The sequence below is a fragment of the Herbaspirillum sp. WGmk3 genome, assembly GCF_023952535.1.
GTDB classification, from domain to species: Bacteria; Pseudomonadota; Gammaproteobacteria; order Burkholderiales; family Burkholderiaceae_D; genus Herbaspirillum; species Herbaspirillum huttiense.
On record NZ_JAKYWT010000005.1, the window covers coordinates 542,940 to 568,448 of the forward strand.

The window sequence follows — 25,509 nt, forward strand, 5'->3', positions numbered from 1 at the left end:
TTAAAACAAAAACTAAGTTTCCAGCAAGAAAAAATTAACAGTGAGTTCAACTCGCCTGCCCGACATCCCCATCCTGCTCCGCCAGGATCTGCCGCGGCGCCGCCTGCAGGCCACGCGCCACGCCATTGGGCGGCGGCACGCGCACCGGCTCGCTGATGTCGGCAGCGGTGGAGAGCACGTTCAGAGTATCTTCCGGCGGGGCATCCCAGACCGGATCGTCGATGGCCTCGAAGACGCGCTTGAGTTGCGAACCCCAGCTGCGGCGGATCATCTGGAAATACTGGTTCTGCTCGTCGATGGTGACGAAGCGGGTCACGGCCAGGTCTTCGCTTTCATAGACCAGCAGGTCCAGTGGCAGGCCCACCGAGATGTTGGACTTGAGCGTGGAATCCATGGAGATCAGCGCGCACTTGGCCGCCTCGTCCAGCGAGGTCTGCGGCGTGACGACACGGTCAATGATGGGCTTGCCATACTTGGATTCGCCGATCTGGAAGTAGGTGTTCTCGTCGTGCGACTCGATGAAGTTGCCCGCCGAATACATCTGGAACAATCTACAGCGCTCGCCACGGATCTGGCCGCCGAAGATGATGCTGACGTTGAAATCGATACCGAACTTGCTCAGCTCGGCGGCCTCGCGGTCATGCACGGCGCGGATGGCATCGCCCAGGATCTGGGCGGCTTCGTACATGGAGGTGGCGGTCCAGATGCTGCGGCCTTCCGCGTTGGTGCGGTCGGTCAGCATCTGGCGGATGGATTGCGAAATCGACAGGTTGCCGGCGGTCATCATGACCATCACGCGGTCGCCCGGATTCTCGTAAACACTCATCTTGCGGAAGGTGCCGATATGGTCCACTCCGGCGTTGGTGCGCGAATCGGACAGGAACACCAGGCCGCTGTTGAGGCGCATGGCTACGCAGTAGGTCATGATGGAAACGTGATACGTGGAAACGGAAAGCCGGATTTTACCGTAAGGCCCGGTGCCAGAGCGTGCGCGCCGGGGGCATCTGTCGTGACGTACCTACAGTAACGGCCTGTTTCCCGAAAAGATGACAGCGGCTGTGCTTCTTTCTTGCGCGCGAAGCACAGCCGGGGCGGCTTACGCTGCCAAAGGAACAAGAAAATCGCGGCTGATGCGATTGCCCAGTTCGAAGATGCGCTCCAAAAATTCGGTGAGCGTATCGTGCAGCCCGGCTTCCAGGATTTCCTCGATGCGGGCGAACTTCAGGTCGGCATGCAGCTTGCCCGCAAAGCGCTCGGTATCGGCCGAGACATCATTGCGCACATGATGCAGATTGGAGATCACGTTGCCCATGCAGGCCAGCAGCGAACGCGGCATGTCGGCCCGCAGGATCAGCAGCTCGGCCACGCGCTCGGGCGTGATGACGTCGCGGTAGACCTTGCGGTAGATCTCGAAGCCCGACACCGAACGCAGGATCGCGGCCCAGTAGTAGAAGTCCAGCTGTCCCGCTTCATCGCGCGCCGACTGGCTTTGCGATTGGGATTGAGATTGCGACTGGCCATTCTGCTTCTGCGATTGCGTTTCCTTGGCCCCGTGGAACTTGACGTCGATGATGCGCGCCGTGTTGTCCGCACGTTCCAGGAAGGTCCCCAGGCGGATGAAGTGGAAAGCCTCATCCTCCAGCATGGTGCCGATGGTCACGCCGCGCGAGAGGTGCGAGCGATGCTTGACCCATTCGAAGAAATCGCTCGGGTTCTGCTCCAGCGCATTGGTTTGCAGATAGGACTGCATCTTGATCCAGGTGGCGTTCTGGATCTCCCACGCTTCGGTCGTCAGCGCGCCGCGCACGGCACGCGCATTCTCGCGCGCCTGGCGCAGGCAGGAGGCAATCGAGGACGGGTTGTTGGGGTCCCGCACCATGAAGTCGATGACATCCTTCTGCGTGAGCTTGTCGTATTTCTGGTTGTAGCCATAGAGCAGTTCCGAGATGCCCAGCACGGCGCGCCAGCCTTGCTCGGCGTCGTCGACCGATTGCGGCAGCAGGGCGGTCTGCACGTGCACGTCGAGCATGCGGGCGGTGTTCTCGGCACGCTCGGTGTAGCGGGCCATCCAGAAGAGGTGATCGGCGGTACGGCTCAGCATCTTATTTCTCCAGAATCCAGGTGTCCTTGGTGCCGCCGCCTTGCGACGAGTTCACCACCAGCGAGCCTTCCTTCAGGGCCACGCGCGTGAGGCCGCCCTTGACCATGGTGATCTGCTTGCCGGATAACACGAACGGACGCAGGTCCAGGTGGCGCGGGGCGATGCCCGATTCCACATAGGTCGGGCACACGGAGAGGGCCAGCGTGGGCTGGGCGATGTAGCCATCAGGCTTGGCAATGATGCGTGCGCGGAAGTCTTCGATCTCCTGTTTGGTGGAAGCCGGGCCGACCAGCATGCCGTAACCGCCGGCACCGTGCACTTCCTTGACCACCAGCTTTTCGAGATTGGCCAGGGTGTAGGAAAGATCTTCCTTCTTGCGGCACTGGTAAGTGGGCACGTTGTTGAGGATGGGATCCTCGGACAGGTAGAAGCGCACCATGTCCGGCACATACGGATAGATCGACTTGTCGTCGGCCACACCGGTGCCGATTGCATTGGTCAGCGTCACCTTGCCGGCGCGATAGGCCTGCAGCAGGCCCGGCACACCCAGCGCCGAATCGGGACGGAAGGCCAGCGGATCGAGGAAGTCGTCATCGATGCGGCGATAGATCACGTCGACCCGCTTGGGGCCGCGCGTGGTGCGCATGTAGACCACGTTGTCCTTGACGAAGAGGTCTTGTCCCTCGACCAGTTCCACGCCCATCTGCTGGGCCAGGAAGGCGTGCTCGAAGTAGGCCGAGTTGTACATGCCCGGGGTCATCACCACCACCGTCGGATCGGTCACGCCGGCCGGCGCCACCGAACGCAGGTTGTCCAGCAGCAGGTCGGGATAGTGATCGACCGGCGCAATCTTGTGGCGCTTGAACAGGTCCGGGAAGAGCCGCATCATCATCTTGCGGTTCTCCAGCATGTAGGACACGCCGGAGGGCACGCGCAGGTTGTCTTCCAGGACGTAGAATTCACCTTCGCCCGCTCGCACGATGTCGACCCCGGCGATGTGCGCGTAGATGTCGTTGACCACGTTCACATCCTGCATCTCGCGCCGGTACTGGGCGTTCTGGAAGATCTGCTCGGGCGGGATGATGCCGGCCTTGACGATCTTCTGTTCGTGATAGATGTCGTGGATGAACATGTTGAGCGCTTTGACGCGCTGGACCAGTCCCGCTTCCAGCTTGGCCCATTCGGCCTTGTGGATGATGCGCGGGATGATGTCGAAGGGGATCAGGCGCTCGGTGCCGGCATCGTTGCCATAGACGGCGAAGGTAATGCCGACGCGGCGGAAGATCAGGTCGGATTCGGCACGTTTGCGGGCGATGATTTCGGGCGACTGCGCCGAAAGCCAGCTGGCGAATTCTGCATAGTGCTGACGCACTTGACCTGCTTCGCTGCCTGCGCCTCCTGAATACATCTCATCAAAAAAATGTGCCATAGATTTGCTTCGTGTTCCCGTGGGGAGCGGGAATCTTTCTAAGTAGGTTGTAACGAAAACAGAGGCGGTGGGTACGGCAAAACTACAGCGTGGGTACAGCGTAATGCGATGGCGCTAGGGGACTGCCGCTGCACGCCAGCGCCAGCGTGCATGAAGAAAGACTAACAGAGGCTTGAATTTTTTGACAGAGGAAAATTGCATGCTTTTGCTCCTCGCCCGCGCGGGTCTGCTGCCATCAAACGCAGACCCGCAGCGGCTTCAGTTATTCCATGGCGTGGGTGCGGGAACCTCGCAGGGGGCCGGCATGTCGATGGTCTTGAAGTCGGCCGGACTAACGATTTCCAGATACTCCATGTCGGGCGAATAGTCGAACAGGAAGTGCACGATGCCCGGCCGCTGGTGCACGCAATCGCCGGCCTTGACCAGCGTGACTTCGGTCTCGTACATGAAGCGCGCCCAGCCTTTCAACATGATGACGATGTGGAAGTTGGCCTCGTGCCGATGCCATCCGGTGCCCGTTTCCGGGGCCATGTTGGCCTTGACCAGCTGCGCCACCACCTGGCCGCCGGTGGCCGCGGCAATGCCCAGGTCGCGATACAGGAAGAAGTCGCGCAGCCCTCCCGTTTCATAGGGCGTGTCGCCTTCGCTGACATGCGAAAACGTGTTCTGCGCCAGTACGCTTGCCTCCGCTACGGTATTCATCACATCCATCCTTTCTGCGGTCTCCCGCCATGGGCCTGCGACAAAAAACGGGCGCGACTTGTGCTGCCTTCAATAGCTCCTGCGCCCTAGAATTCCACGTCCAGTTCGTCGATATCCTCCGGTTCCTTTTTGGCTGCCGTGATCCATTCCTGCATCTCCGGCATGGCCATGATGCGCTTGGCATAGGCGGTGCAGATGGGATCAAGTTTCACGTCATAGGTCATGAAGCGCGTCACCACCGGCGCATACATGGCATCGGCCATGGTGCGCTGTTCGCCGAAGAGGAAGGGCCCGCCGTACTTGGCCAGGCACTCCTTCCAGATGGTGGTGATGCGCACGATGTCGGCTTCGGCGCGGGACCACACCTTGAAGTTGGGGAAGTGGCCCTTGAGGTTCATCGGCAGCGCTGCGCGCAGGGCCGAGAAGCCCGAATGCATTTCGCCGCACACCGAGCGGCAATGCGCGCGGGCGGCGAGGTCGGCCGGCAGCAGCTTGGCGCCGGGGCGGATTTCGTTGAGATATTCGGCAATGGCCAGCGTATCCCATACCAGTACGTCGCCATGGTGGAGGCTGGGTACCAGGATGGAGGAAGACAGCAGCAGGATCTCTGCCCGTGCCGACGGGTCGTCCGGCGGCACGATGTCTTCCTCGAAAGAGAGCCCGGCGAACCTGGCCATGAGCCAGCCGCGCAGGGACCACGAGGAGTAGTTCTTGCTGGTGATGCGCAAAGTCGTCTTAGGCATGTCAGTCCTTTATCTGTTTTGTGCAGGTTGACTTTGGGCACGCGGCCGCGTGAGCGGCGGTGTCTTGTTCATGGTCATCTTCATCGTCCGCCCCGTCTGCGCTCGGGAAGGACACGGGCCACAGGAGCGGACCGCGTACCACTACTTGCAAGGCTTGTGCCAGCTCGCGGGAACGGCAGGGCACGCACCGCCGGCATTTCCGCGCGGCCACCAATGCCTCCGGAAAACTCCCAAAAGCTGCGCGCAGGCGGGCTGGCGGCCCATCAATGGCACGACAATTGCATCGTCGCCATGGCGAGCGGACACCAAAAAGAGACAACCGAGGGCGGCGCTTCATGATCAATACCTATCAGCTCTACCAGAACTACGCCGACGCCACCGATCCGCTGCGGGCCTGTGCCCGCATGATGGCACCCCTGCTGGGGGCGACCTGGCCTGGCGTTCCGGTCAATCCGGCGTTGCGCAAGATGGCCTCGGCCTGCGAGGTTTTTGCGCGGACGCAATTGACCCATGCGCGCCCGCCCTTCGAGATCGGCGAGGTGCTCGACGGCGGACGCACAATTGCGGTGCACGAGGAGGAAATCAGCGCCACGCCCTTCTGTGGCCTGCTGCATTTCCGCAAGGAAAGCTCGGCCGTGCAGCCCAAGGTGCTGGTGGTGGCGCCCATGTCGGGCCACTTCGCCACGCTCTTGCGTGGCACCGTCAAGACCCTGCTGCGCGATCACGACGTCTACATCACCGACTGGCGCAATGCCCGCGATGTTGCCCTGGAGCACGGCCGTTTTGGCCTGGATGAATACGTGTCCCACGTGATCGGATTCCTCGCCGAGCTGGGCCCCGGTGCGCACCTGCTGGCGGTGTGCCAGCCGACCGTGGCCGCGCTGACCGCCGCCTCCGTGATGGCCGAGGACAATCATCCGGCCCAGCCGCGCACCATGACGCTCATGGCCGGGCCCCTCGACACCCGGGTCAATCCCACGGCCGTCAACGCGCTGGCCAAGAGCAAGCCGATCAGCTGGTTCGAGAAGAACATGATCAGCACCGTCCCGGCGCGCCATGGCGGGGCCGGGCGGCGCGTCTATCCTGGCTTCGTGCAGTTGAGCGCGTTCATGAACATGAACCTGAACCGCCACGTCGACGCCTTCCGCAAGCTGTATCACCATCTGGTCGAGGGCGAGGAGGCGCAGGCCGCGCAAATCAAGGATTTCTACGAAGAGTATTTCGCCATGGCCGACCTGCCGGCCGAGTTCTACCTGGAAACGGTGCGCACGGTGTTCCAGGAACATGCGCTGCCGCTGGGCAAGCTGACCTATCGCGAGCGCGTGGTCGACCCGCGCGCCATCCGCCGCACGGCGCTCTTTACCATCGAGGGCGAGAAGGACGATATCTGTGCGGTCGGCCAGACCGTGGCCGCACAGGAAATGTGCAGCAACATCCGGCCCTACATGCGCCTGCACCATGTTCAGACGGCCGTGGGACATTACGGGGTCTTCAACGGACGGCGCTGGGACAACGAGATCTATCCGCGCCTGCGGGATTTCATTAACATGCATCACAGGTAAGCTTGCGGCGTACTTGCCAATGCGAGTGAAAAACTTAGTTTTCAGGATCGAAAGATTAAGTTTTTCTTCCCCCGGCACTTACACTCTCACATACACTCACAACGAGGCAGCCCCAACCGGAAAGTCACCAGGAAAGTAATCAGGCGGTAAGAAAAACAAGGTATGCAGGAGATCTGCTCCGCATGTCGCCAACAACCAAGCCCCGCGCTTGACCATTTGCTTGTCGTAAAGGAATTCCATGTCGATCCACGTGGCCCTGAACCATGTCACCTCTTACAAGTACGACCGTGCCATCAACCTGGGTCCGCAAGTTATCCGCTTGCGTCCCGCCCCGCACAGCCGTACCCGCATCCTGAGCTATTCGCTGCGCGTGCTGCCCGAGCCGCACTTCATCAACTGGCAGCAGGACCCGGAATCGAACTACCTGGCGCGCCTGGTATTCCCGGAGAAGACCACCGAATTCAAGATCGAGGTCGACCTGGTGGCCGAGATGTCGGTCATCAATCCCTTCGACTTCTTCCTCGAACCCTATGCCGAGGAGTTCCCCTTCGAGTATGCCAAGGACCTGCAGAACGAACTGCTGCCCTACCGGCAGAAGCTGCCGCTGTCGCCGCTGTTTGAAAAATTCCTCAAGAGCATTCCGCGCGAGAAGATCGGCAGCGCCAATTTCCTGGTGGCGCTGAACCAGAAGCTGGCCGACCACATCGGCTACACCATCCGCATGGAACCCGGCGTGCAGACGCCGGAAGAAACGCTGGAACTGAAATCCGGCTCCTGCCGCGATTCTTCCTGGCTGCTGGTGCAGTTGCTGCGCCACCTGGGGCTGGCGGCGCGCTTCGTGTCCGGCTACCTGATCCAGCTGACAGCCGACCAGAAGTCGCTCGATGGTCCCTCCGGTCCCGAGGCCGACTTCACCGACCTGCACGCCTGGTGCGAAGTCTATCTGCCCGGTGCCGGCTGGGTCGGGCTGGACCCGACCTCGGGCCTGTTTGCCGGGGAAGGCCACATCCCCTTGTCCTGCACGCCGGAGCCGGCCTCGGCCGCGCCGGTGAGCGGCCTGGTCGATCCTTGCGAAGTGGAGTTCGAGCACCTGATGTCGGTCAAGCGCATCTGGGAAGCGCCGCGCGTGACCAAGCCCTACACCGAAGAGCAGTGGGCCGCCATCGAGAAGCTGGGCCACGCCATCGATGCCGACCTGCAGGCCAATGATGTGCGCCTGACCATGGGCGGCGAACCGACCTTCGTGTCGCTGGACCATCCGGACGAACCGGAGTGGAATACCGCCGCCCTGGGTGCGACCAAGAAGCCGCTGGCCGCCGAGCTGTACCACCGCATGCGCAACAAGTATGCCGCGCAGGGCCTGCCGCATTTCGGCCAGGGCAAGTGGTATCCCGGCGAGCAGCTGCCGCGCTGGGCGCTCAATTGCTACTGGCGCCGCGATGGCGAACCGATCTGGCTGAATCCTGAATTGATCGGCGACGAGACCAAGCCCAACGTCAGCGACAAGATCGTCACCAGCCACTTCCTGCACCGCGTGGCACAGCGCCTGCAGGTGGATGGCAAGAACGTCTTCCCGGCTTATGAAGACGTGTTCTACTACATGTGGCGCGAGCGCCGCCTGCCGGGCAATGTCGATCCCTTTGATTCGCGCGTGGATGACAAGCAGGAGCGCGAGCGCCTGATGAAGGTCTTCACGCAGGGCCTGCAAAGCGCGGTCGGCCATGTGCTGCCGCTGGCGCGCCGCGACGATGGCCGTGGCTGGCAGAGCGGGGCGTGGTTCCTGCGCAGCGAGCGCTGCTACCTGTATCCGGGCGATTCGCCGCTGGGCTATCGCCTGCCGCTGGATTCGCTGCCCTGGGTCAAGGAGGGCGAGGCGCCGGTGGTCTATCCGGCCGATCCGACCCAGGCCTTCCGCCCATTGCCCAGCAGCGCCGAAATCCGCCGCCAGCTGGGCAGCCCGCAGGAGCCGGCTGCGCTCCTGAAGAAGGCGGCCAGCACTGCGGCTGCCCTTGGCATGGAAGGCAAGGCGGCGGGCAATACGGCCAATGCTGCCAATGCCGCTACCACGAGCAACGCCACCCAGTCCGTACCGGCCCCCTTCGAATCGGCCAACTGGCTGACCCGCACCGCCCTGTGCGCCGAGGTGCGCAATGGCGTGTTCTACCTGTTCATGCCGCCCTTGTCGCAACTGGAGCATTACCTCGAACTGGTGGCCGCCATCGAAGCGGTGGCCGAGGAACTGAAGCAGCCGGTACTTCTGGAAGGCTACGAGCCGCCGCACGATCCGCGCCTGCGCAAGTTCAGCGTCACGCCCGACCCCGGCGTGATCGAGGTCAACATCCAGCCGGCCAACAACTGGAGCGAACTGGTCGAGCAGACCACGCACCTGTATGACGCCGCACGCGCCTCGCGCCTGACGACCGAAAAGTTCATGCTCGACGGCCATCACTCCGGCACCGGCGGCGGCAATCACATGGTGCTGGGCGGCATCACGACCAGTGATTCTCCTTTCCTGCGCCGGCCCGATCTGCTGCGCAGCCTCATCTCGTACTGGCACAACCATCCTTCGCTGTCCTACCTGTTCTCGGGCATGTTCATCGGCCCGACCTCGCAGGCACCGCGTATCGATGAGGCGCGCAATGATTCGACGGTGGAAATCGAACTGGCCTTCAGCGAGATGGACAAGCAGGTTGCCAAGGGCGATTGCCCGCCCTGGCTGGTGGACCGCCTGCTGCGCAATCTGCTCATCGACGTCACCGGCAATACGCACCGCGCCGAGTTCTGCATCGACAAGATGTATTCGCCCGACAGCGCCACCGGCCGTCTTGGCTTGCTGGAATTGCGCGCTTTCGAAATGCCGCCGCACGCACGCATGAGCCTGACCCAGCAACTGCTGCTGCGCGGCCTGGTGGCGCGTTTCTGGAAGGAGCCCTACAAGCCGGCGCGCCTGGTGCGCTGGGGGACTGAACTGCATGACCGCTTCCTGCTGCCGCATTTCATCGAACAGGATTTCGCCGACGTGATGGCCGACATGAACGAGGCCGGCTATCCGATGCGTGCCGAATGGTTCGCGCCGCACATGGAATTCCGTTGCCCCAAGATCGGCGACTATGCGGTCAAGGGCATGCAGGTCGAATTGCGGACCGCGCTCGAGCCCTGGCACGTGCTGGGCGAAGAGAACAGCGGCGGCGGCACGGCGCGCTACGTCGATTCTTCGCTGGAACGGCTGCAGGTCAAGATCAGCGGCATGGCCTCCGATCGCTACGTGCTGACCTGCAACGGCGTTTCGGTGCCGCTGCAGCCCACCGGCATCGTCGGCCAGTTCGTGGCCGGCATCCGCTATCGCGCCTGGCAGCCGCCTTCGGCGCTGCATCCGACCATTCCGGTGGATTCGCCGCTGACCTTCGACCTGGTCGATACCTGGAATGGCCGCAGCCTGGGCGGTTGCCAGTATCACGTGGTGCATCCGGGCGGCCGCAATTACGAAACCTTCCCGGTCAATGCCTTCGAAGCGGAAAGCCGCCGCCTGGCGCGCTATTTCCGCATGAACCATACCCCGGGAAAATGGCAGGTCACCCCGGCGCGGGCGTCTATCGAGTTTCCTTTTACGTTAGACTTACGCTACTTCTAAAACTGAGCCGGCCGCGGCCCCGCGCCGCTTGCAAGGCGACACGCCGCACGGGACCTGCTCCCGGCGCGTGCGCCACCCGGCCGCCAATGACTTATGCCCCAGCGTCTCCTGGAAAGCTATCCCGTCGCCAGTGATCGTTACGACGAGATGCTGGCGGCTGACGGCCGCCTGCGCCCGCACTGGCGAACGCTGATCGACCAGCTTGAAAACCTCTCGCCGGAGATGCTGCGCCGGCGCGCCAACGAGGTACGTGACGCCATCGCCTCCGATGGTGTGACCTACAACGTCTATGCCGACCCCAAGGGGGCCAACCGGCCCTGGGAACTGGACCTGCTGCCGCACCTGGTGTCCTCCGAAGAATGGGATTTCCTGGAACGTGCCGTGGCCCAGCGCGCACGGCTGATGAACGGCTTGCTCGCCGACATCTACGGCCCCCAGCACCTGATTGCCGAAGGTCTGCTGCCGCCCGCGCTGGTGTTCGGCCAGCACGGCTACCTGATGCCCTGCCACGGCTGGCAGCCGCCCGGTGGCGTGCATCTGCATGCGTATGCCATCGACCTGGCGCGCTCGGCCGACGGCACCTGGTGGGTCGTGTCGGACCGCACGCAAGGTCCGTCCGGTACCGGGTATGCCTTGCAGAACCGTCAGATCATGTCGCGCGCCATGCCGGAAGCGCTGCGCGACATGCACGTGGAGTCGCCGCACCGCTACTTCCACACCCTGCGCGCGATGTTGACGCGCCTGGCCCCGGCCCAGGGTGAAGTGCCGCTGATCGTGCTGCTCACGCCCGGCCCCTACAACGAAACCTATTCCGAACATGCTTTCCTGGCGCACACGCTGGGCTTCCCGCTGGTGGAAGGGGTGGACCTGACGGTGCGCAGCGACCAGGTATTTCTGAAGACCCTGAACGGCCTGCGCCGCGTGCACGCCATCCTGCGCCGCATGGACGATGACTATTGCGATCCGCTGGAACTGCGCGCCGATTCCGCCCTCGGTGTGCCGGGCCTGACACAGGCTGCGCGACTGGGCAATGTAGTCATCGCCAATTCGCTGGGCAGCGGCGTGCTGGAATCCACCGCACTGCACGGCTTCCTGCCGGCCATCAACGAGCGCCTGTATGGCGAATCGTTGCTGCTGCCTTCAGTAGCGTCGTGGTGGTGCGGCGAAAAGCCGGCGCTCGATTACACGCTGGCGCATCTGGATGAACTGGTGATCGTGCCGGCGTTTTCTTCGATGCGCATGCAGCCGGTATTCGGCCATACCGTCACGGGCACCGCGCGCCGCCGCCTGATCGAAAGCCTGCAACTGCAGCCGCACGCTTATGCCGCCCAGGAATGGGTGCGCCTGTCGCAAGCGCCGGTGATGTCGCGCAGCGGCGACTATCGTTTGATGAACCGCACCATCAGCCTGCGCGTGTTTGCGGTGGCCGATGGCGAAGGTGGCTATCAGGTCATGCCGGGCGGATTGACGCGGGTGGCGCCACGCCAGCGGCGCGACGTGGTCTCGATGCAGCAGGGCGGTACCAGCAAGGATGTGTGGGTGCTGCGTGAAGAGGAGCGTCCGGACCCGGCCATGGCCGATGACAGCCATGGTGCAAAAAACGTCACGGTCATCAGGGGCACGGTGGATGTGTCCTCGCACTCGGGCGAGAACCTGTTCTGGATGGGGCGCTATTCGGAGCGCGTGAAAAATCTCTCGCGCCTCTTGCGCACCACCCTGCAATACACCATGGATGGCCAGACCGAGAGCCGTGGCATGCTGGGCAGTGTCTCGTGGATCTGCAGCCAGCTCGGCGTGCAGATGCCCAAATCCGAACCGCGTCCGACCATCACCGGCCTGCAGCAGAGCCTGCAGGCGGCCGTGGTCGATCCTTCGGCGCCGGTGAGCGTGGCCACGCAGTTGCGCCAGCTCGCCAATGCCGCCTACCAGGTGCGCGAACATCTGTCCTTGGACAACTGGCACGCCCTGACCAAGATGCCGGCCATGGTGCAGGAACGCATCAACACACCGGCCGCTGCACAGCATGTGCTGGGCAACGTCATCGATGCCTGCTCGGGCCTGGCCGGTCATGCGCTGGATGACATGACGCGCGATGCCGGCTGGCAGTTCCTGATGGTGGGCCGCCACATCGAACGCATGGCCAACATGGCGGCGCTCTTCGACAACTTCCTGCGCCTGCCGCCGCAGCGCCAGACGGCGGCACTGTCGTGGCTGCTGGAGGCGGCCAGCAGCATCGTCACCTATCGCGTGCGCTATCGCCGCACGCCGGAGTGGCTGCCGGTGCTGCACCTGCTGGTGTTCGACGTCAGCAATCCGCATGGCATGGCCTACCAGTTCCGCATGCTGCAGCAATACATGGCCGAGATCGCCCAGCAGCTGGGTCTGTTGAGCATGACCATTCCGGCGCACCTGACCAGTCAGCTGGAGGCGATGAACCTGGCCGAGTTTGCGCACGATCATCCCAACGTCGCCGAGGCCAATGCGCGCCTGACGCAATTGATGCGCGATGCCGTCAGCGGCGGCTACATGCTCTCGGATGATCTCTCGCGCCATTACTTCACGCCGCTGACCGCACCGGTCAGCCAGGGGGTATGACATGAGCGAGCGCACCGTCTACCGCATCCATCACCAGACCACTTACCAGTATTCGCTGCCGGTGCGGCTGTCGCACCAGGTGCTGCACCTGACGCCGCGCGAACTGCCGTGGCAGCAATGTCTCTCGCACACCGTCAACGTCTTGCCGTCGCCGCAACTGGTGCGCAGCTACGAAGACAATTTCGGCAACGTCATCAAGGCCTTCTCGCTCGATACCGACCACACCAGTCTCGACGTGCAGGCCGATTCCTGGGTCGCACTCACACCGCGTGCGCAGCCGCAGCCCGGCATGCAGTGGGAGGAAGCGGCCACGGTGATGGCCTATCACGGCGGCCGCATCATGGCACCGGGCATGCTGGAGGCGTCCAATTTCCTGTTCGAATCCTCGCACGTGCGCATCAAGCGCGAGTTCATCCGCTATGCGGCCGAGTGCTTCAGCCCGGGCCTGTCGGTGGTGGAGGGGGTGCGTGCGTTGATGATGCGCATCCATGAGGAATTCGCCTTCGATCCGGCCGCCACCACTGTGTCCACACCGGTGACCGAAGTCTTCGTCAACCGGCGCGGCGTGTGCCAGGACTTCGCGCACCTGATGCTCTCGTGCCTGCGCTCCATCGGATTGGCGGCGCGCTATGTGAGCGGCTATCTGCTCACCGAGCCGCCCCCGGGACAACCGCGCCTGATCGGGGCCGATGCCTCGCATGCCTGGGTCTCGGTGTATTGCCCCGGCGTGGACGGCGGCGAAGGGACGTGGATCGACGCCGATCCGACCAATGGCGTCTTCCCCGATACCAGTCACATCACGCTGGGCTGGGGACGCGATTTCCTCGACATCTCGCCCTTGCGCGGCGTGCTCATCGGCGGCGGGCAGCAGAGCATGCAGGTGGCGGTGACGGTGTTGCCGGGGGAAGAGGCGCAGGGTTTGCAGCTGTCGATCTGAGCGCAATTTTCTGTATTGTCGCCGCAGCGTCGCCACAAAACACAATGGCCACTATTCGAAAGAATAGTGGCCATGTTTGTTTTTCCGCCAGGCTCAGGGTTGCGCTCAATGTGCCCCTGCGTCCGCCACCATCAGCGGCTTGCCGCCATCGGGACGATTGCGGTCGGAGGCCTGCTTGACCAGCAAGGCCACCGTGGACACCAGCGCGGCCACGGCCACCACGGCGAAGACTTCGCTGAAGCCCAGCTGGCGGCGCGTGAGTTCGGCCACCAGGAAGGAACCGGCGATACCGCCGAAGCGCCCCACGCCCAGCATCCAGGCCACGCCGGTGGCACGGCCCCGCGTCGGATAGTAGGCCGCGGCCAGTGCCGGCAGGGAAGATTGCGCGGTATTCATCAAGGTACCGGCCACGAACACCACGACGGTGAGCACGCCCACATTGCCCGCCGCCTGCCCGATGGCAAACACCGCCACCGCAGTGGCGGCAAAGCCGATCGCGATGACGCGGTTGGCGTTGTAGCGGTCCATCAGCCAGCCGAACAGGATGGCGCCCACGCCGCCCAGCGGGAACAGCGCAGCAATGAGCGTGGCGGTCTTGGGAGCCAGGCCGGCATCCTTGAACAGCACCGGCATCCAGTTCACCAGCGCATAGAAGATCACCAGGCCCATGAAGTAGGCCAGCCACAGCATGCAGGTGCCGACCAGGTAGCGCGGTTCGAACAGCAGCGCGATGCCGCTCTTGCCGGTGGGGGCTTCGCCTTGCGGGCCGGTCTCGGCCAGGGTGAAGCGATTGAAAGCGGCGGCCGAGGATGAGATGCGGCGCAGAACCGCGCCGATGCGCTCGGCCGCATAGCCCTTGGCCACCATGTGGCGCACCGATTCCGGCAGGCTGGGCAGCATCACCAGCAACAGCAGCAGCGGGGCGGCACCGCCCAGCATGAGCACGCTGCGCCAGCCCCACAGCGGAATCATCCACGCCGCCAGGAAACCACCCAGCGCTGCGCCCAGCGGGAAGCCGCAGAACATGGCATTGGTCAGCATGGCGCGGCGCGCGGCCGGGCTGTATTCGCTGGTGAGCGTGACCGCATTGGGCATGGCCGCGCCCAGGCCCAGGCCGGTCAGGAAGCGCAGGATGGTCAGCTCCTGCAGGTTGCCGGCGAAGGCCGAGCCCAGGCAGGCCACGCCCATCACCAGCACCGACAGCAGCAGGATCTTGCGGCGGCCGTAGCGGTCGGCCAGAGGGCCCGACGTCAGCGCACCGGCGGCCAGGCCGAACAACGCGGCGCTCAACACGGGAGCCAGGTCCGGCTTGGCGATGCCCCAGTCCTTGAGCAGCGAGGGGGCGATGAAGCCGATGGCGGCGGTGTCGAAGCCGTCCAGCAGGACGACGAAGAAGCACAGCGCGAAGATCAGCCATTGATAGCGCGAGAAGGGCTCGCGGTTGATGAACGCCTGGACGTCCAGGGCAGGGGTGTCTGGTCTCATGTCTCTCTCTTCTGGATGTTGGGGGGTACGGCTGTTTTATTTTTTGTGCGAAAAGTATAAAACAATGCAGAAGTTATTTGTGCGGTCAGTGCGCATATGTGCGGTTAGCGAACACAATCGTGTTTTGTGAAAGAAAACACAAAGGCCCCCGGCCGCTGGCGTTGAGCGGGCAGGGGAGGAAATGCACGGTGAAGGAAACTGTCCGAAAACCCAAGCCAGCCATGGGCGCTGGCGTCGGGCAGTTCTGCTCAGGGGGTACGGATATGATCGATCAGGGCGATGGTGGCTTCATCGGGAGGCGGCGTGAGCAGGCTGACGATGACCATGGCAGCCATCCCGACCGGGACGCCGAAGATGCCGGCCGAGATCGGCGCGATGTGGAACCATTGCCCGGCGGCACTGCCGCCGAAGGCGGGGTTGGTGTGCAGCATGTAATACACGCACATCAGGAAGCCGCAGACGATGCCGGCAATCGCGCCGGCCTGGTTGGCGCGCTTCCAGAACACGCCCAGCACCAGCGCCGGGAACAGCGTGGAAGCCGCCAGCGAGAAGGCCGCACCGACCATGGAGAGGATGTCGCCCGGTTTCAATGAGGCGGCATAGGCCGCCAGCAGCGCCACTACCAGCAACAGCAGCTTGGAGATGGTCACGCGTTTTTGCGTGGAAGCGCTGGGGTCGACCACCTTGTAATACACGTCATGCGAGAGCGCATTGGAGATCGTCAGCAGCAGTCCATCCGCGGTGGAGAGTGCTGCCGCCAGCCCGCCTGCTGCCACCAGTCCGGAGACGAAATACGGCAGGCCGGCGATCTCGGGCATGGCCAGCACGATGATGTCGCCATCCATGGAAATCTCGCCCAGCTGCACCAGGCCATCGCGATTGAGATCGTTGATGGAGACCAGTGGATTGAGCTTGTCCATGTTGGCCCAGTAATACACCCAGTCCGGCAAGTGACTGTAGCTGCTGCCCACCAGCGAAGTGTAGATGTCGTATTTCACCAGTACGGTGAGCGCCGGCACCGTGAGGTAGATCAGCATGATGAAGAACAGCGTCCAGAACACCGAGCTGCGCGCCCCCGCCACGGTGGGCGTGGTGTAGTAGCGCATGAGGATGTGCGGCAGCGCCGCCGTACCCAGCATCAGGCAGAACACCAGCGCCAGGAAATTGTTGCGTTTGATGTCCGAGCTCTGCTGGTCGCGACCGGGGAAGGGTTCGGTCTGCGAGACCGGTGGCTGCGCGCGTGCAAGATTGGCCGCGCGTGCTTCGGTCCATTTGCGTTCTGCCTCCTGGGGGGACTTGGGATAGGACGATAGCGCGCGGCTGGCGGCCTTGATGTCGGCCAGCGAAGCGTGGCTATCACGCCGTACCTGGTCGGCCTGATTTTGCGCCTCCACACGTCCATCGAGCCAGGATTGCGGCAGGCCCTTGAGCTTGCGGTCGTAGTCATCGGCGCGCGCCTGGAAGATCTTGCGCACTTCCTTTTCCTTGGGGTCGTCTTCCAGTTTGTGTTCCAGCGCCGAGAGCTTGGGCAGCACCGCGCCATAGGCCACGGGCGGCACCGGTACCGTCGCATGCTTGGCCGAGAGCCAGATCACCGGGATCAGGTAGGCGAACAGGATGATGATGTATTGCGCCACCTGGGTCCAGGTGATGGCGCGCATGCCGCCCAGGAAGGAGCACACCAGGATGCTGGCCAGCCCGAGGAAGATGCCGATGGAAAAATCGATGCCGGTGAAGCGCGAAGTGATCAGCCCCACGCCATAGATCTGCGCCACCACATAGGTGAAGGAGATCAGGATGGTGGCCGCCACGGCCAGGATGCGGATCACGTTGACCCCGTGGCTGCCGGGTCTGCCCGGATAGCGCGCGGCCAGGAAATCGGCGATGGTGTATTGCCCGAACTTGCGCAGGTAGGGCGCGATCAGCAGGGCCACCAGGACGTAGCCGCCGGTCCAGCCGAGGATGTAGGCCAGCCCGTCGAAGCCCTGCAGGTAGAGGCCGCCGGCCAGGCTGATGAAGGTCGCCGCCGAGATCCAGTCGGCGGCCGTGGCCATGCCGTTGAAGAGCGGTGGCACGCGCCGTCCGGCGACATAGTATTCGGGCACGTCGGAGGTGCGGCAGACCACGCCGATGCCGGCATACAGGCCGATGGTGACGAACAGGAACAGGTAGCCGATCCACGAGCGCGGCATGCCCTCGCGCTCCAGGATGGCCAGCACGCACAGGAAGATGATGAAACCCAGCGTATAGAAACCATAGTAGCGGCACAGCCGCCGGAAAAAGTCCTTGTTACTCTCCATGCCAGTGCTCGCCTTGTTCACGTCGGACCAGTTGTTCGATGCGGCGCATGCGGCGCACGTAGAGGACCACGATGGCCAGGTAGATCAGCATCATGCCCTGCGCGGCCATGTAGAAGGAGACCGGCCAGCCGAACAGGTGTACCCGGTCCAGTTCGCGCGCGAAGTAGATGAAGAAGAACGTGGCGGCGAACCACAGCACCAGCAGCCAGGCCGTCATGCGGCGGGTGCGGTGCCATTGGTTGCCGGGGTCCGGGGGAGGCGTGCCGTGGTCCATGTCAGGTGATGTCGTCGAAGAAGGGCGTGCGCGGCATCATGCGAAAGCTCACGCGAAAGAGGCTGCCCGGATATTTGGGATCGCTGCTGCGCGGATTGTGGGTGATCTCGACGATCGCCTCATGCTGCTGCGCGATCTCGCGCACGATGGCCAGGCCCAGGCCGCTGCCGGTGCTGGGCGTGCCGAGGATGCGATAGAAACGTTCGAACACGTTGGTGCGTTCGGCCACCGGAATGCCGGGACCGTTGTCTTCCACTTCGAGGATGGCCAGGCCTCCGCCCTCATCGGTGCGCGCGCGCACGGTGACGCGGCCATTGCCATCGTGCGGGGTGTAATGCAGGGCATTGTCCAGCAGGTTGGATAACAGTTCGCGCAGCATCACCGGGTTGCCGGTGATGAGGATGGGGTGATCCGGCTGCTCGAAACCGAGGTCGATGCGCTGGGTGAAGGACATCGGCACCCAGTCCTGCACCACGCTGCGCGCCAGTTCGTTCAACTCCAGCGGGACCATGCCGCCGGATTGCGATTGCTGGTTTTCGGCGCGCGCCAGTGACAGCAATTGATTGACCAGGCGCGTGGCGGTTTCCGAACTCTTGGCCAGTTGTTCCAGCGAACGGCGCACGTCGTCCTGGTCATCCTGCCGCAGCGCCAGTTCGGATTGCATGCGCATGCCGGCCAAGGGCGTCTTCATCTGGTGCGCGGCATCGGCAATGAAGCGCTTCTGGATGGCGATGGTCTGCGATAGCCGCGCCAGCATGTCGTTGAGCGAACGTACCAGCGGGGAAATCTCTTCGGGCACCTGGCCGGAGTCGATGGGCGAGAGATCGTCGGGGCGACGCGCACGGATGCGCTGCTGCAATTCCGACAGCGGAGACAGGCCGCGCGAGAGTGCGAACCACACCAGCGCCAGCGCCACCGGCAGGATCACGAACTGCGGCAGGATCACGCCCTTGATGATTTCATTGGCCAGTTGCGCGCGCTTTTCCAGGGTCTCGCCGACCTGCACGGTGGCAATGCGCGGCTCGCGCTGGGCAGCGCGCTGGGCGGCGCTGCGGCGCAGGTCTACCTGCAGGGTGGCGATGCGTACATCACTGCCGTGCAGGATGTCGTTGCGGAATTGCACCGTGCCAAGTGTGATGCGATCTTCGTCGGCTGGCGGTTGCGGCATGTCGACGTCGCCTTCGACATATTCGCCATTGGGGCCGGTGACCTTGTAGTAGATGTTGTCGATGTCGTCGGCGCGCAGCAGGTCGCGTGCCGAGACCGGCAGGCGCGCCACCACCTTGCCGTTGACTTCCGAGACCTGCTGCGCGAGCACGGTCACGCTGTCTTCCAGCGCGCGGTCGAAGGGCTGGTTGGCAATCGACTGCGCAATCAGGTAAGTGATGGCGATGCTCATCGGCCACAGCAGCAGCAGCGGGGCCAGCATCCAGTCGAGGATCTCGCCGAACAGTGAACGCTGGATGCGTTCCACCGGTTGCGTCGCCAGGGCGGCGCGGCGCTTCTTGCGGGGCGTGGGAGCAGCGGGAGCGGCAGTGGACTCCGGCGCGGCCTCGGGCGACGGAGTGGATGAAGCAGCGGGGGAGGGATCGCGCGCGGTCATGGGGGATCAGCGCGCGGCTTGCCAGTGTGAAGCGAAGGCGGACGCGGCCTCAGCCCGCGCTGTTGGAGGCCGCCAGCGGGGCAGCGCCGTTCTCGGGCAGCTTCTCCAGGCAATAGCCGAGCCCGCGCACGGTGGCGATGCGTACGCCGCCGACCTCGATTTTCTTGCGCAGACGATGGACATAGACCTCGATGGCATTGTTGCTGACTTCCTCTCCCCATTCGCACAGGTGGTCCACCAGCTGTTCCTTGGAGACCAGGCGGCCGGTGCGTTGCAATAATACTTCGAGCAGCCCCAGTTCCCGCGCCGACAGTTCCAGCATCTGTTCGCCGATGTAGGCAATGCGGCCGACCTGGTCGAAGGACAGCGGACCATGTTTGATGACCGTCGGCCCGCCGCCGGCACCGCGCCGGGTCAGCGCCCGTACCCGTGCTTCCAGTTCGGAGAGCGCAAAAGGCTTGGCCATGTAGTCGTCGGCACCGAGATCGAGGCCTTGCACGCGCTGTTCCACCGAATCGGCGGCCGTCAGGATCAGCACCGGCAGGCGCGAATTGCGCGCGCGCAGGCGGCGCAGCACCTCCAGGCCGGACATCTTGGGCAGGCCCAGGTCGAGGATCAGCAGGTCGAAATCCTGGGTGGACAAGGCGGAATCGGCTTCCACCCCGTTCTTGACGCAATCGGCGGCATAGCCGGAATGGCGCAGGGAACGGGTCAGCCCGTCGGCCAGTACGCTGTCGTCTTCAGCAAGGAGGATGCGCATAAGAATCGGTCAGCGAGGCAAGGCCGGCTGAATTGTCTCGGATGGTTGAATTATTGTGATACCTTTTCATTCATATTCCACTAATTCAACCCCCAATGCAAATCAGGGATTGCCTGATGAGCGCTGTCCTTGAGACAGGTCAGGTCGCGGGTTTGAAGTGTAACAATTCAGATCGGGGCATTGAAGTCTGAAGCTTAGGCCTTATAGTAGGAGGCGTCAGCAAGATTTACTTGCTGGCAGCGCAATTTTTGTTGATATAATTTCTCGCATCCATTTCTGGAAAACCGCTGGAAAATCTGATGAAACGTTTGTGGGTCCTGCTGCTGATCTGTCTGCTCCCGGTGCAAGTATTTGCAGCGGTGCTGACGTACGCCAGCTCGATGGCCGCAACCGACTTCGCAGTCCCGGCCCCGGTGCAAGCCGCCGTGGCGACCCAGCATCTGGTGTCCAAGACCGTTTCCCTGTCCGACCAGGCCGCTTCACTCAGTGATGACCAGTCGCACGCCCTGGTGGCCGATGCCGCCGGCAGCGATGACGACAGCACCGGTTACGCCGACAGCGGTGAAGATTTCTCCACGCACGCCGGTATCGGTGACGAGCCCGTGCTGATGCAATCCCTGGCCATGGTGCCGCAAACTTCCCGCCTGGCGCCCGCTCTGCGTAGCGATGCCGCCCTGCAACCCCCGTTCCTGCCCCGCGCAGGACGTCCTCCCCGGGCCTGATCCCGTCGCCACGCGCGACAGGTTTTGCTGCGCCCGCTGAACTGCCCCTGATGGATTGAGGCTTCGCGCCGTGCGACAGCAGGACCCTGCGCGTGCGCGGCCAGCGTCGGCCTGCCCGCGCCGGTGCTGATCCTCCAGGGCACACCTGTTCCAGTGATTCCGAATTACGGCCGATGTGACCGCATCACATCATCAGAATCCTTTAGGAGATAGCATGAAAAAAGCATTTGTCGCGCTGATAGTGGCGGTCATGACGCTGTCTGTTGGCATGTCGGCCGTCGAAGCCAAGCGTCTTGGCGGTGGCGGTTCGATCGGCAAACAGTCTTCCAGCGCCAGCCGTCAGGCGCAGAGCCCTGCCCCGATGCAGCAGAACCAGGCCGCCGCTGCCAAGCCGGCCGCGCCTGCTGCCGCTCCGGCTGCAGCCGCCGCCAAGCCGAGCATGTGGAAGGGCCTGCTGGGTGGCGCCTTGCTGGGCCTGGGCCTGGGCGCGCTGCTGTCGCACTTCGGCCTGGGTGGCGCACTGGCCAGCATGATCAGCACCATCCTGACCGTGGCCCTGATTGCCCTGGCGATCATGTTCGTGATCCGCCTGTTCCGCCGCAAGTCGGAATCGGCACAGTCCGCGCAACCGGCTCCGGCCTGGGCCAGCGCTGCACCGCAAGCGGCTGACAACGCATCGTCCACGCCGCAGATCGGTTCCATGCTCAAGACCGACCAGTCCGCCGCCTCGACCACCCAGAGCGGTTTCGGTGGTGGTTTCGGCAATGCCGAGGCAGCGCCTGCCTACGGTATCCCGGCCGGTTTCGACACCGTGGGCTTCGTGCGCAATGCCAAGACCTACTTCATCCGCCTGCAAGCGGCATGGGACAAGGCTGACATCAACGACATCCGCGAATTCACGACGCCCGAGATGTTTGCCGAGCTGCGCCTGCAGATCCAGGAACGCGGTGCTGCTGCCAACCAGACCGACGTGGTCTCGCTGGATGCGGAAGTGCTGGGCGTGGAAACCGTGGGCAATGATTACCTGGCCAGCGTGAAGTTCTTCGGCTTCATCAAGGAAGATCCGACCGCCTCGCCGGCCCAGTTTGCCGAGATCTGGAACCTGTCCAAGCCGGCTGCCGGCCAGGGCGGCTGGGTGCTGGCAGGTATCCAGCAGCTCGATCCGGTCCAGGGCTGAGTCACCGGCCCGGACAAATTGGCAAGAACGTTCATGTAGCAAGGTTCAGTTTGGCGCGGAAGGCGGCGGTTAGTGGATGAGCGTCGCCAGTCCGTTTTACCGCCGGCTTTTGCCGGCGGTTTTTTTTGTTCGCTTTGTTCTGCATTCCACGCCTGAAGTTTTCTTCATTTCGGTCCGGAGCCGCCCAAGTGGCGGGCATCATCTTTCCTGTTCCGGCCTTTTCCTTCGTATCGCAGCGTCCCATAAAAAAAGCACCGCATCAGCGGCGCTTGTGAGATTGCTCGTCCGGCGCAGTGCCGGGGCGCTCCCGATCCCGGTCGCGTCGGGGAAGACGTCCGTCCGACAAGGGAAACAGCAGCGCCACCACCACCAGGATGACCAGCAATACCAGCGTGATCTGGTCCAGTCCGTCCATGCTCATGCCACCTTGTCGGCGGCCCAGATGGCGACGTCGGCCGTGTCGACCTTCTTGGGCAACAGGCCGGCGGCGAAGAAGGTATCGGCGATGCGTTGCTGCTCGCCCAACGCCTCGCGCTTGACCGCACGTACCTCGTAGCTGCGGCGGCTGTTGGCCAGTTCGATGGTATCCGCATCCAGTCCCCAGAGCGGGGCCAGGAACGCGGCTGCCTCGCGCGGCTGTTGCTTGACCCAGAGGCCGGTCTTCTTCAGTTCATCGAACACCACCCGCAAGACCTCGGGCCGCGCCTGCGCGAAGCTGGCCGAGGCCAGGTAGTAGCGCTGGTAATCGGCTACGCCGCGTCCGTCGGAGAGGATGCGCACCTGCGACTGCCGCTGCACGCCCGCCAGGAATGGGTCCCAGGTGACCCAGGCGTCGACGCTGCCGCGTTCGAAGGCGGCGCGGCCATCCGCCGGCGACAGGTAGGCGGGCTGCACATCGCTGAATTTCAATCCGGCTTTTTCCAGCGTGGCGATCAGCAGGTAATGCACGCCGGCCGCCTTGGTCACGGCGATCTTCTTGCCCTTGAGATCGCTGGCCGTGCGCAGTGGCGAATCGGCCCGCACCACGATGGCCTGTGCGGCGGGCGAGGGCGATTCCTGCGCGATGTAAGCCAGTTTGGCGCCGGCGGCCTGGGCGAACACGGGTACGGTATCGGCCACGTCGGCACTCAGGTCGACGCCGCCTACATTGAGCGCCTCCAGCAGCGGCAGGCCGCTGGCGAATTCATGCCAGCTGATCTTGGCCCCGCTCGGTGCCAGCAGCTTTTCCAGGGTGCCGTTGGCTTTCAGGATGGTCAGCAGCGTCGAGGATTTCTGATAGCCGATGCGGATGGCCTGGTTGCTCTGGGCCAGCACGCTGGCCGGCGCCAGGGCGCCCAGACCCAGTGCCGCGCCGGTCTTGAGGAAGCGGCGGCGGTTGGATGCGTGGTCGTGAAGGGACATGGATAAGCTCAAAAGTAGGTCAGGATTTCTGCTGGCTGGATTGCCGGCGTGCGTCGCGCCAGCCCAGGCTTTTCTGTTCGACGGCGCGCAACAGGCTGTCGCTGACTTTGCCCAGCAGGGCCAGGATCAGGATCGCGGACAGCACCAGGTCCGGCCGGCTGCTTTCGCGCCCATCCGAGAGCAGGTAGCCCACGCCCTTGGTGGCAGCGATCAGTTCGGCCGCCACCAGGAACATCCACGCCAGGCTCAGTCCCCCGCGCAGGCCGGCAAACAGGTAGGGCAGGGAGGCTGGCAGCAGGATGTGGCGGATCAGTTCGCCGGTGCTGAGGCCGGAGCTGGTGCCGACTTCGATCAGCTTGTGGTCGATGTCGCGAATGCCGGCCACCAGATTCAGGTACACCGGGAAAAACGCACCGATGGCAATCAACACTACCTTGGGCGTTTCGTCGATGCCCAGCCACAGCAGCAGGAGCGGAATCCAGGCCAGGCTCGGGATGGCGCGCAGCGCCTGGAAACTGGGTTCCAGCAGGGCTTCGGCGCGGCGGCTGATGCCGACCAGTAGCCCCAGGGCCACCGCCAGCACGCTGCCGATCACGAAGCCGGAAGCCACACGGGCGAGACTGGCAGCGATATGCGGCAGCAATTCACCGCGCTGCGCCAGTGACCACAGGGTGTGTGCCAGCTCGCTGGGCGGCGGCAGCAGGCGCGCGGGAATCCAATCCAGCCGCGCACCGGCTTCTACCGCCAGCAGGAACAGCAAAGGAACGATCCAGCCGGTGAAACGCCCCGGGCGATAGCCATCGTCATGCGGCCAGCCCCGGCGGCGCGGGGTGGCCGCGCGCGCCACGGGCGGCTTGGCGCCGTCCAGCTGGGGCGTGGCCTGCAGCGTGGCCGGAAGCGGGATGGGATCAGCCATGGCCTCAGGCCTTCACCACGCCCTGCGCATAGCTGGGATCGATCAAGGCATTGATGGTGCGCGGCAGGTCGGTGCCGCTCTTGACCAGGTCTTCTTCCAGCAGGATGGGCGAGGCTGCGCGCAGCGCTTCGATGTGTTCGCGGCCGATCTGCGGTTGGGAAAAATCGTTGCGCTTCAGTTGCAGGCGCGCCACCGGGGCCGACAGCTTGGACTCTTCCGACAGCAGGGCCACGGTCTCATCGGGATGGGCGATGATCCAGGTGCGCGCACGTTCATAGGCGGCGAGCACGCGCTTGACCTGGTCCGGATGACGGGCGGCGAACGTGTCGCTGACGTTGAGGAAACCGTAGGTGTTGAAGTTGACGTTGCGGTAGATCAGGCGTGATCCGGCTTCCAGTTCGCTGGCAGCCAGATGGGGATCGAGCCCGGCCCACGCGGCCACACGGCCCTGTTCCAGTGCGGCGCGGCCATCGGCGTGCTGCAGGTGGACGATTTCGACGTCGCTCTTCTTGAGGCCATTCTCATGCAGTGCGCGCAGCAGGAAGAGATACGGATCGGTGCCCTTGGTGGCGGCGATCTTCTTGCCCTTGAGTTCGGTGATGGACTTCACCGTCGACTCCTTGCCCACCGCCAGCGCCGTCCATTCCGGACGCGAATAGATGTACACCGCCTTGACCGGATTGCCGTTGGCCCGTGCCAGCAGGGCAGCCAGGCCGGCGGTGCTGCCGAAGTCCACGCTGTCGCTGTTGAGATATTCGAGCGCGCGGTTGCTGCCGGCGCTGAGGACCCATTTGACTTCCGTGCCTTGCGCCTTGAGGTCTTCCTCCAGCCAGCCGAACTTGCGCAGCACCAGGCTGGGCGGCGAGTAGTAGGCATAGTCCAGGCGGATGGTCTTGGGCGGCTGTGCGGCACGCGCCAGCAGGGGCGCGCTGCCCAGTACGGTAGCGCCGAGCGCGGCGGGGGCCAGGCGCAGGAAGTCTCTGCGTTGCATGAATGGGTTCTCACTTGGTTGGATCGCCCCGCACGAGGTGGCGCAGCACGGCCATGGCCGGCCGCACAGGCGGGACAAACCGACACTCTAAGGACGAAGCTCTGGCGGAAGAACGACTATTTTCGCGCTTGCATATGCGGGCGGCGCATGTGGCCGCAGGCCCGAACGGGGGGCATTCCA

General features: G+C 63.8%; 20 protein-coding genes. 6 read left to right on the forward strand and 14 right to left on the reverse strand.

All coding sequences use genetic code 11. The annotated features are described in order from the left end of the window. Nucleotides 1-46 precede the first annotated feature (46 nt). The 5 genes from MKD49_RS21015 to MKD49_RS21035 form a co-directional block, all read right to left on the reverse strand. Complete coding sequence (locus MKD49_RS21015) at nucleotides 47-925, reverse strand: peptidase (protein ID WP_204726069.1); 879 nt, start codon at nucleotides 923-925, stop codon at nucleotides 47-49. A gap of 171 nt (nucleotides 926-1,096) precedes the next feature. Next, nucleotides 1,097-2,101 carry an alpha-E domain-containing protein gene (locus MKD49_RS21020; RefSeq protein WP_034338357.1) on the reverse strand — a complete coding sequence of 335 codons (1,005 nt, stop codon included), beginning with the start codon at nucleotides 2,099-2,101 and terminating at the stop codon, nucleotides 1,097-1,099. 1 nt (nucleotide 2,102) lies between these two features. Continuing rightward, a complete protein-coding gene (locus MKD49_RS21025) occupies nucleotides 2,103-3,530 on the reverse strand; it encodes a circularly permuted type 2 ATP-grasp protein (protein ID WP_034338355.1) in 1,428 nt (475 codons plus the stop codon). A gap of 258 nt (nucleotides 3,531-3,788) precedes the next feature. Further along, nucleotides 3,789-4,232 (reverse strand): cupin domain-containing protein, encoded by a 444-nt coding sequence (locus MKD49_RS21030; protein ID WP_252697265.1) that lies wholly within the window; start codon nucleotides 4,230-4,232, stop codon nucleotides 3,789-3,791. A gap of 86 nt (nucleotides 4,233-4,318) precedes the next feature. Beyond that, the gene (locus tag MKD49_RS21035; RefSeq protein ID WP_034338352.1) at nucleotides 4,319-4,975 is read right to left on the reverse strand and encodes a glutathione S-transferase family protein; all 657 of its coding nucleotides are present in this window, start codon (nucleotides 4,973-4,975) and stop codon (nucleotides 4,319-4,321) included. Nucleotides 4,976-5,310: 335 nt separating this feature from the next. Here MKD49_RS21035 and MKD49_RS21040 point away from each other — a divergent pair, with 335 nt between their 5' ends. The 4 genes from MKD49_RS21040 to MKD49_RS21055 all read left to right on the forward strand — a co-directional run bounded on the left by MKD49_RS21040 (nucleotide 5,311) and on the right by MKD49_RS21055 (nucleotide 13,700). Continuing rightward, nucleotides 5,311-6,537 (forward strand): polyhydroxyalkanoate depolymerase, encoded by a 1,227-nt coding sequence (locus MKD49_RS21040; RefSeq protein ID WP_252697266.1) that lies wholly within the window; start codon nucleotides 5,311-5,313, stop codon nucleotides 6,535-6,537. A gap of 238 nt (nucleotides 6,538-6,775) precedes the next feature. Continuing rightward, the gene (locus tag MKD49_RS21045; protein ID WP_252697267.1) at nucleotides 6,776-10,168 is read left to right on the forward strand and encodes a DUF2126 domain-containing protein; all 3,393 of its coding nucleotides are present in this window, start codon (nucleotides 6,776-6,778) and stop codon (nucleotides 10,166-10,168) included. A gap of 93 nt (nucleotides 10,169-10,261) precedes the next feature. Then, nucleotides 10,262-12,763: a circularly permuted type 2 ATP-grasp protein gene (locus MKD49_RS21050; RefSeq protein ID WP_252697268.1), complete on the forward strand. Its 2,502-nt coding sequence runs from the start codon at nucleotides 10,262-10,264 to the stop codon at nucleotides 12,761-12,763. 1 nt (nucleotide 12,764) lies between these two features. Continuing rightward, complete coding sequence (locus MKD49_RS21055; RefSeq protein WP_252697269.1) at nucleotides 12,765-13,700, forward strand: transglutaminase family protein; 936 nt, start codon at nucleotides 12,765-12,767, stop codon at nucleotides 13,698-13,700. 105 nt (nucleotides 13,701-13,805) lie between these two features. Here MKD49_RS21055 and MKD49_RS21060 read toward each other — a convergent pair whose 3' ends face one another. From MKD49_RS21060 to MKD49_RS21080, 5 genes are all read right to left on the reverse strand, one after another. Further along, nucleotides 13,806-15,185, reverse strand: coding sequence for an MFS transporter (locus tag MKD49_RS21060; RefSeq protein WP_252697270.1), 1,380 nt, complete (start codon nucleotides 15,183-15,185; stop codon nucleotides 13,806-13,808). A 248-nt stretch (nucleotides 15,186-15,433) separates the two neighbouring features. Next, the gene (locus MKD49_RS21065; protein WP_121042996.1) at nucleotides 15,434-17,485 is read right to left on the reverse strand and encodes a sodium:solute symporter family protein; all 2,052 of its coding nucleotides are present in this window, start codon (nucleotides 17,483-17,485) and stop codon (nucleotides 15,434-15,436) included. Then, nucleotides 17,475-17,759: a DUF4212 domain-containing protein gene (locus MKD49_RS21070; protein WP_209533552.1), complete on the reverse strand. Its 285-nt coding sequence runs from the start codon at nucleotides 17,757-17,759 to the stop codon at nucleotides 17,475-17,477. The genes MKD49_RS21065 and MKD49_RS21070 overlap by 11 nt, the downstream gene beginning before the upstream one ends. Nucleotide 17,760: 1 nt before the next feature. Beyond that, the gene (locus MKD49_RS21075) at nucleotides 17,761-19,362 is read right to left on the reverse strand and encodes a sensor histidine kinase (RefSeq protein WP_252697271.1); all 1,602 of its coding nucleotides are present in this window, start codon (nucleotides 19,360-19,362) and stop codon (nucleotides 17,761-17,763) included. A 49-nt stretch (nucleotides 19,363-19,411) separates the two neighbouring features. Next, on the reverse strand, nucleotides 19,412-20,122 hold the full coding sequence (locus tag MKD49_RS21080) for a response regulator transcription factor (protein WP_252697272.1): 711 nt from the start codon (nucleotides 20,120-20,122) through the stop codon (nucleotides 19,412-19,414). Between the two features lie 299 nt (nucleotides 20,123-20,421). Between MKD49_RS21080 and MKD49_RS21085 the strand changes: the two genes are divergently transcribed. Both MKD49_RS21085 and MKD49_RS21090 read left to right on the forward strand, forming a co-directional pair. After that, nucleotides 20,422-20,844 (forward strand): hypothetical protein, encoded by a 423-nt coding sequence (locus MKD49_RS21085; protein ID WP_121043002.1) that lies wholly within the window; start codon nucleotides 20,422-20,424, stop codon nucleotides 20,842-20,844. 214 nt (nucleotides 20,845-21,058) lie between these two features. Beyond that, the gene (locus MKD49_RS21090; protein WP_252697273.1) at nucleotides 21,059-22,021 is read left to right on the forward strand and encodes a Tim44 domain-containing protein; all 963 of its coding nucleotides are present in this window, start codon (nucleotides 21,059-21,061) and stop codon (nucleotides 22,019-22,021) included. Nucleotides 22,022-22,280: 259 nt separating this feature from the next. Here the strand turns inward: MKD49_RS21090 and MKD49_RS21095 are convergent, their stop codons facing one another. From MKD49_RS21095 to MKD49_RS21110, 4 genes are read right to left on the reverse strand one after another with little or no spacing between them, the layout of a single operon-like run. Continuing rightward, a complete protein-coding gene (locus MKD49_RS21095) occupies nucleotides 22,281-22,442 on the reverse strand; it encodes a hypothetical protein (RefSeq protein WP_252697274.1) in 162 nt (53 codons plus the stop codon). Then, nucleotides 22,439-23,422 (reverse strand): aliphatic sulfonate ABC transporter substrate-binding protein, encoded by a 984-nt coding sequence (locus MKD49_RS21100; protein ID WP_121043006.1) that lies wholly within the window; start codon nucleotides 23,420-23,422, stop codon nucleotides 22,439-22,441. Before MKD49_RS21100 ends, MKD49_RS21095 begins: the two co-directional genes overlap by 4 nt. A gap of 19 nt (nucleotides 23,423-23,441) precedes the next feature. Then, nucleotides 23,442-24,338: an ABC transporter permease gene (locus MKD49_RS21105; RefSeq protein WP_252697275.1), complete on the reverse strand. Its 897-nt coding sequence runs from the start codon at nucleotides 24,336-24,338 to the stop codon at nucleotides 23,442-23,444. 4 nt (nucleotides 24,339-24,342) lie between these two features. Next, nucleotides 24,343-25,329, reverse strand: a complete 987-nt coding sequence (locus tag MKD49_RS21110) for an aliphatic sulfonate ABC transporter substrate-binding protein (RefSeq protein WP_121043010.1) — start codon at nucleotides 25,327-25,329, stop codon at nucleotides 24,343-24,345. Nucleotides 25,330-25,509 lie beyond the last annotated feature (180 nt).

Coding starts and splice junctions, on each gene's coding strand:
- MKD49_RS21015 (WP_204726069.1), bottom strand. CDS start 925: ATGACCTACTGCGTAGCCATGCGCCTCAACAGCGGCCTGGTGTTCCTG.
- MKD49_RS21020 (WP_034338357.1), bottom strand. CDS start 2,101: ATGCTGAGCCGTACCGCCGATCACCTCTTCTGGATGGCCCGCTACACC.
- MKD49_RS21025 (WP_034338355.1), bottom strand. CDS start 3,530: ATGGCACATTTTTTTGATGAGATGTATTCAGGAGGCGCAGGCAGCGAA.
- MKD49_RS21030 (WP_252697265.1), bottom strand. CDS start 4,232: ATGAATACCGTAGCGGAGGCAAGCGTACTGGCGCAGAACACGTTTTCG.
- MKD49_RS21035 (WP_034338352.1), bottom strand. CDS start 4,975: ATGCCTAAGACGACTTTGCGCATCACCAGCAAGAACTACTCCTCGTGG.
- MKD49_RS21040 (WP_252697266.1), top strand. CDS start 5,311: ATGATCAATACCTATCAGCTCTACCAGAACTACGCCGACGCCACCGAT.
- MKD49_RS21045 (WP_252697267.1), top strand. CDS start 6,776: ATGTCGATCCACGTGGCCCTGAACCATGTCACCTCTTACAAGTACGAC.
- MKD49_RS21050 (WP_252697268.1), top strand. CDS start 10,262: ATGCCCCAGCGTCTCCTGGAAAGCTATCCCGTCGCCAGTGATCGTTAC.
- MKD49_RS21055 (WP_252697269.1), top strand. CDS start 12,765: ATGAGCGAGCGCACCGTCTACCGCATCCATCACCAGACCACTTACCAG.
- MKD49_RS21060 (WP_252697270.1), bottom strand. CDS start 15,185: ATGAGACCAGACACCCCTGCCCTGGACGTCCAGGCGTTCATCAACCGC.
- MKD49_RS21065 (WP_121042996.1), bottom strand. CDS start 17,485: ATGGAGAGTAACAAGGACTTTTTCCGGCGGCTGTGCCGCTACTATGGT.
- MKD49_RS21070 (WP_209533552.1), bottom strand. CDS start 17,759: ATGGACCACGGCACGCCTCCCCCGGACCCCGGCAACCAATGGCACCGC.
- MKD49_RS21075 (WP_252697271.1), bottom strand. CDS start 19,362: ATGACCGCGCGCGATCCCTCCCCCGCTGCTTCATCCACTCCGTCGCCC.
- MKD49_RS21080 (WP_252697272.1), bottom strand. CDS start 20,122: ATGCGCATCCTCCTTGCTGAAGACGACAGCGTACTGGCCGACGGGCTG.
- MKD49_RS21085 (WP_121043002.1), top strand. CDS start 20,422: ATGAAACGTTTGTGGGTCCTGCTGCTGATCTGTCTGCTCCCGGTGCAA.
- MKD49_RS21090 (WP_252697273.1), top strand. CDS start 21,059: ATGAAAAAAGCATTTGTCGCGCTGATAGTGGCGGTCATGACGCTGTCT.
- MKD49_RS21095 (WP_252697274.1), bottom strand. CDS start 22,442: ATGAGCATGGACGGACTGGACCAGATCACGCTGGTATTGCTGGTCATC.
- MKD49_RS21100 (WP_121043006.1), bottom strand. CDS start 23,422: ATGTCCCTTCACGACCACGCATCCAACCGCCGCCGCTTCCTCAAGACC.
- MKD49_RS21105 (WP_252697275.1), bottom strand. CDS start 24,338: ATGGCTGATCCCATCCCGCTTCCGGCCACGCTGCAGGCCACGCCCCAG.
- MKD49_RS21110 (WP_121043010.1), bottom strand. CDS start 25,329: ATGCAACGCAGAGACTTCCTGCGCCTGGCCCCCGCCGCGCTCGGCGCT.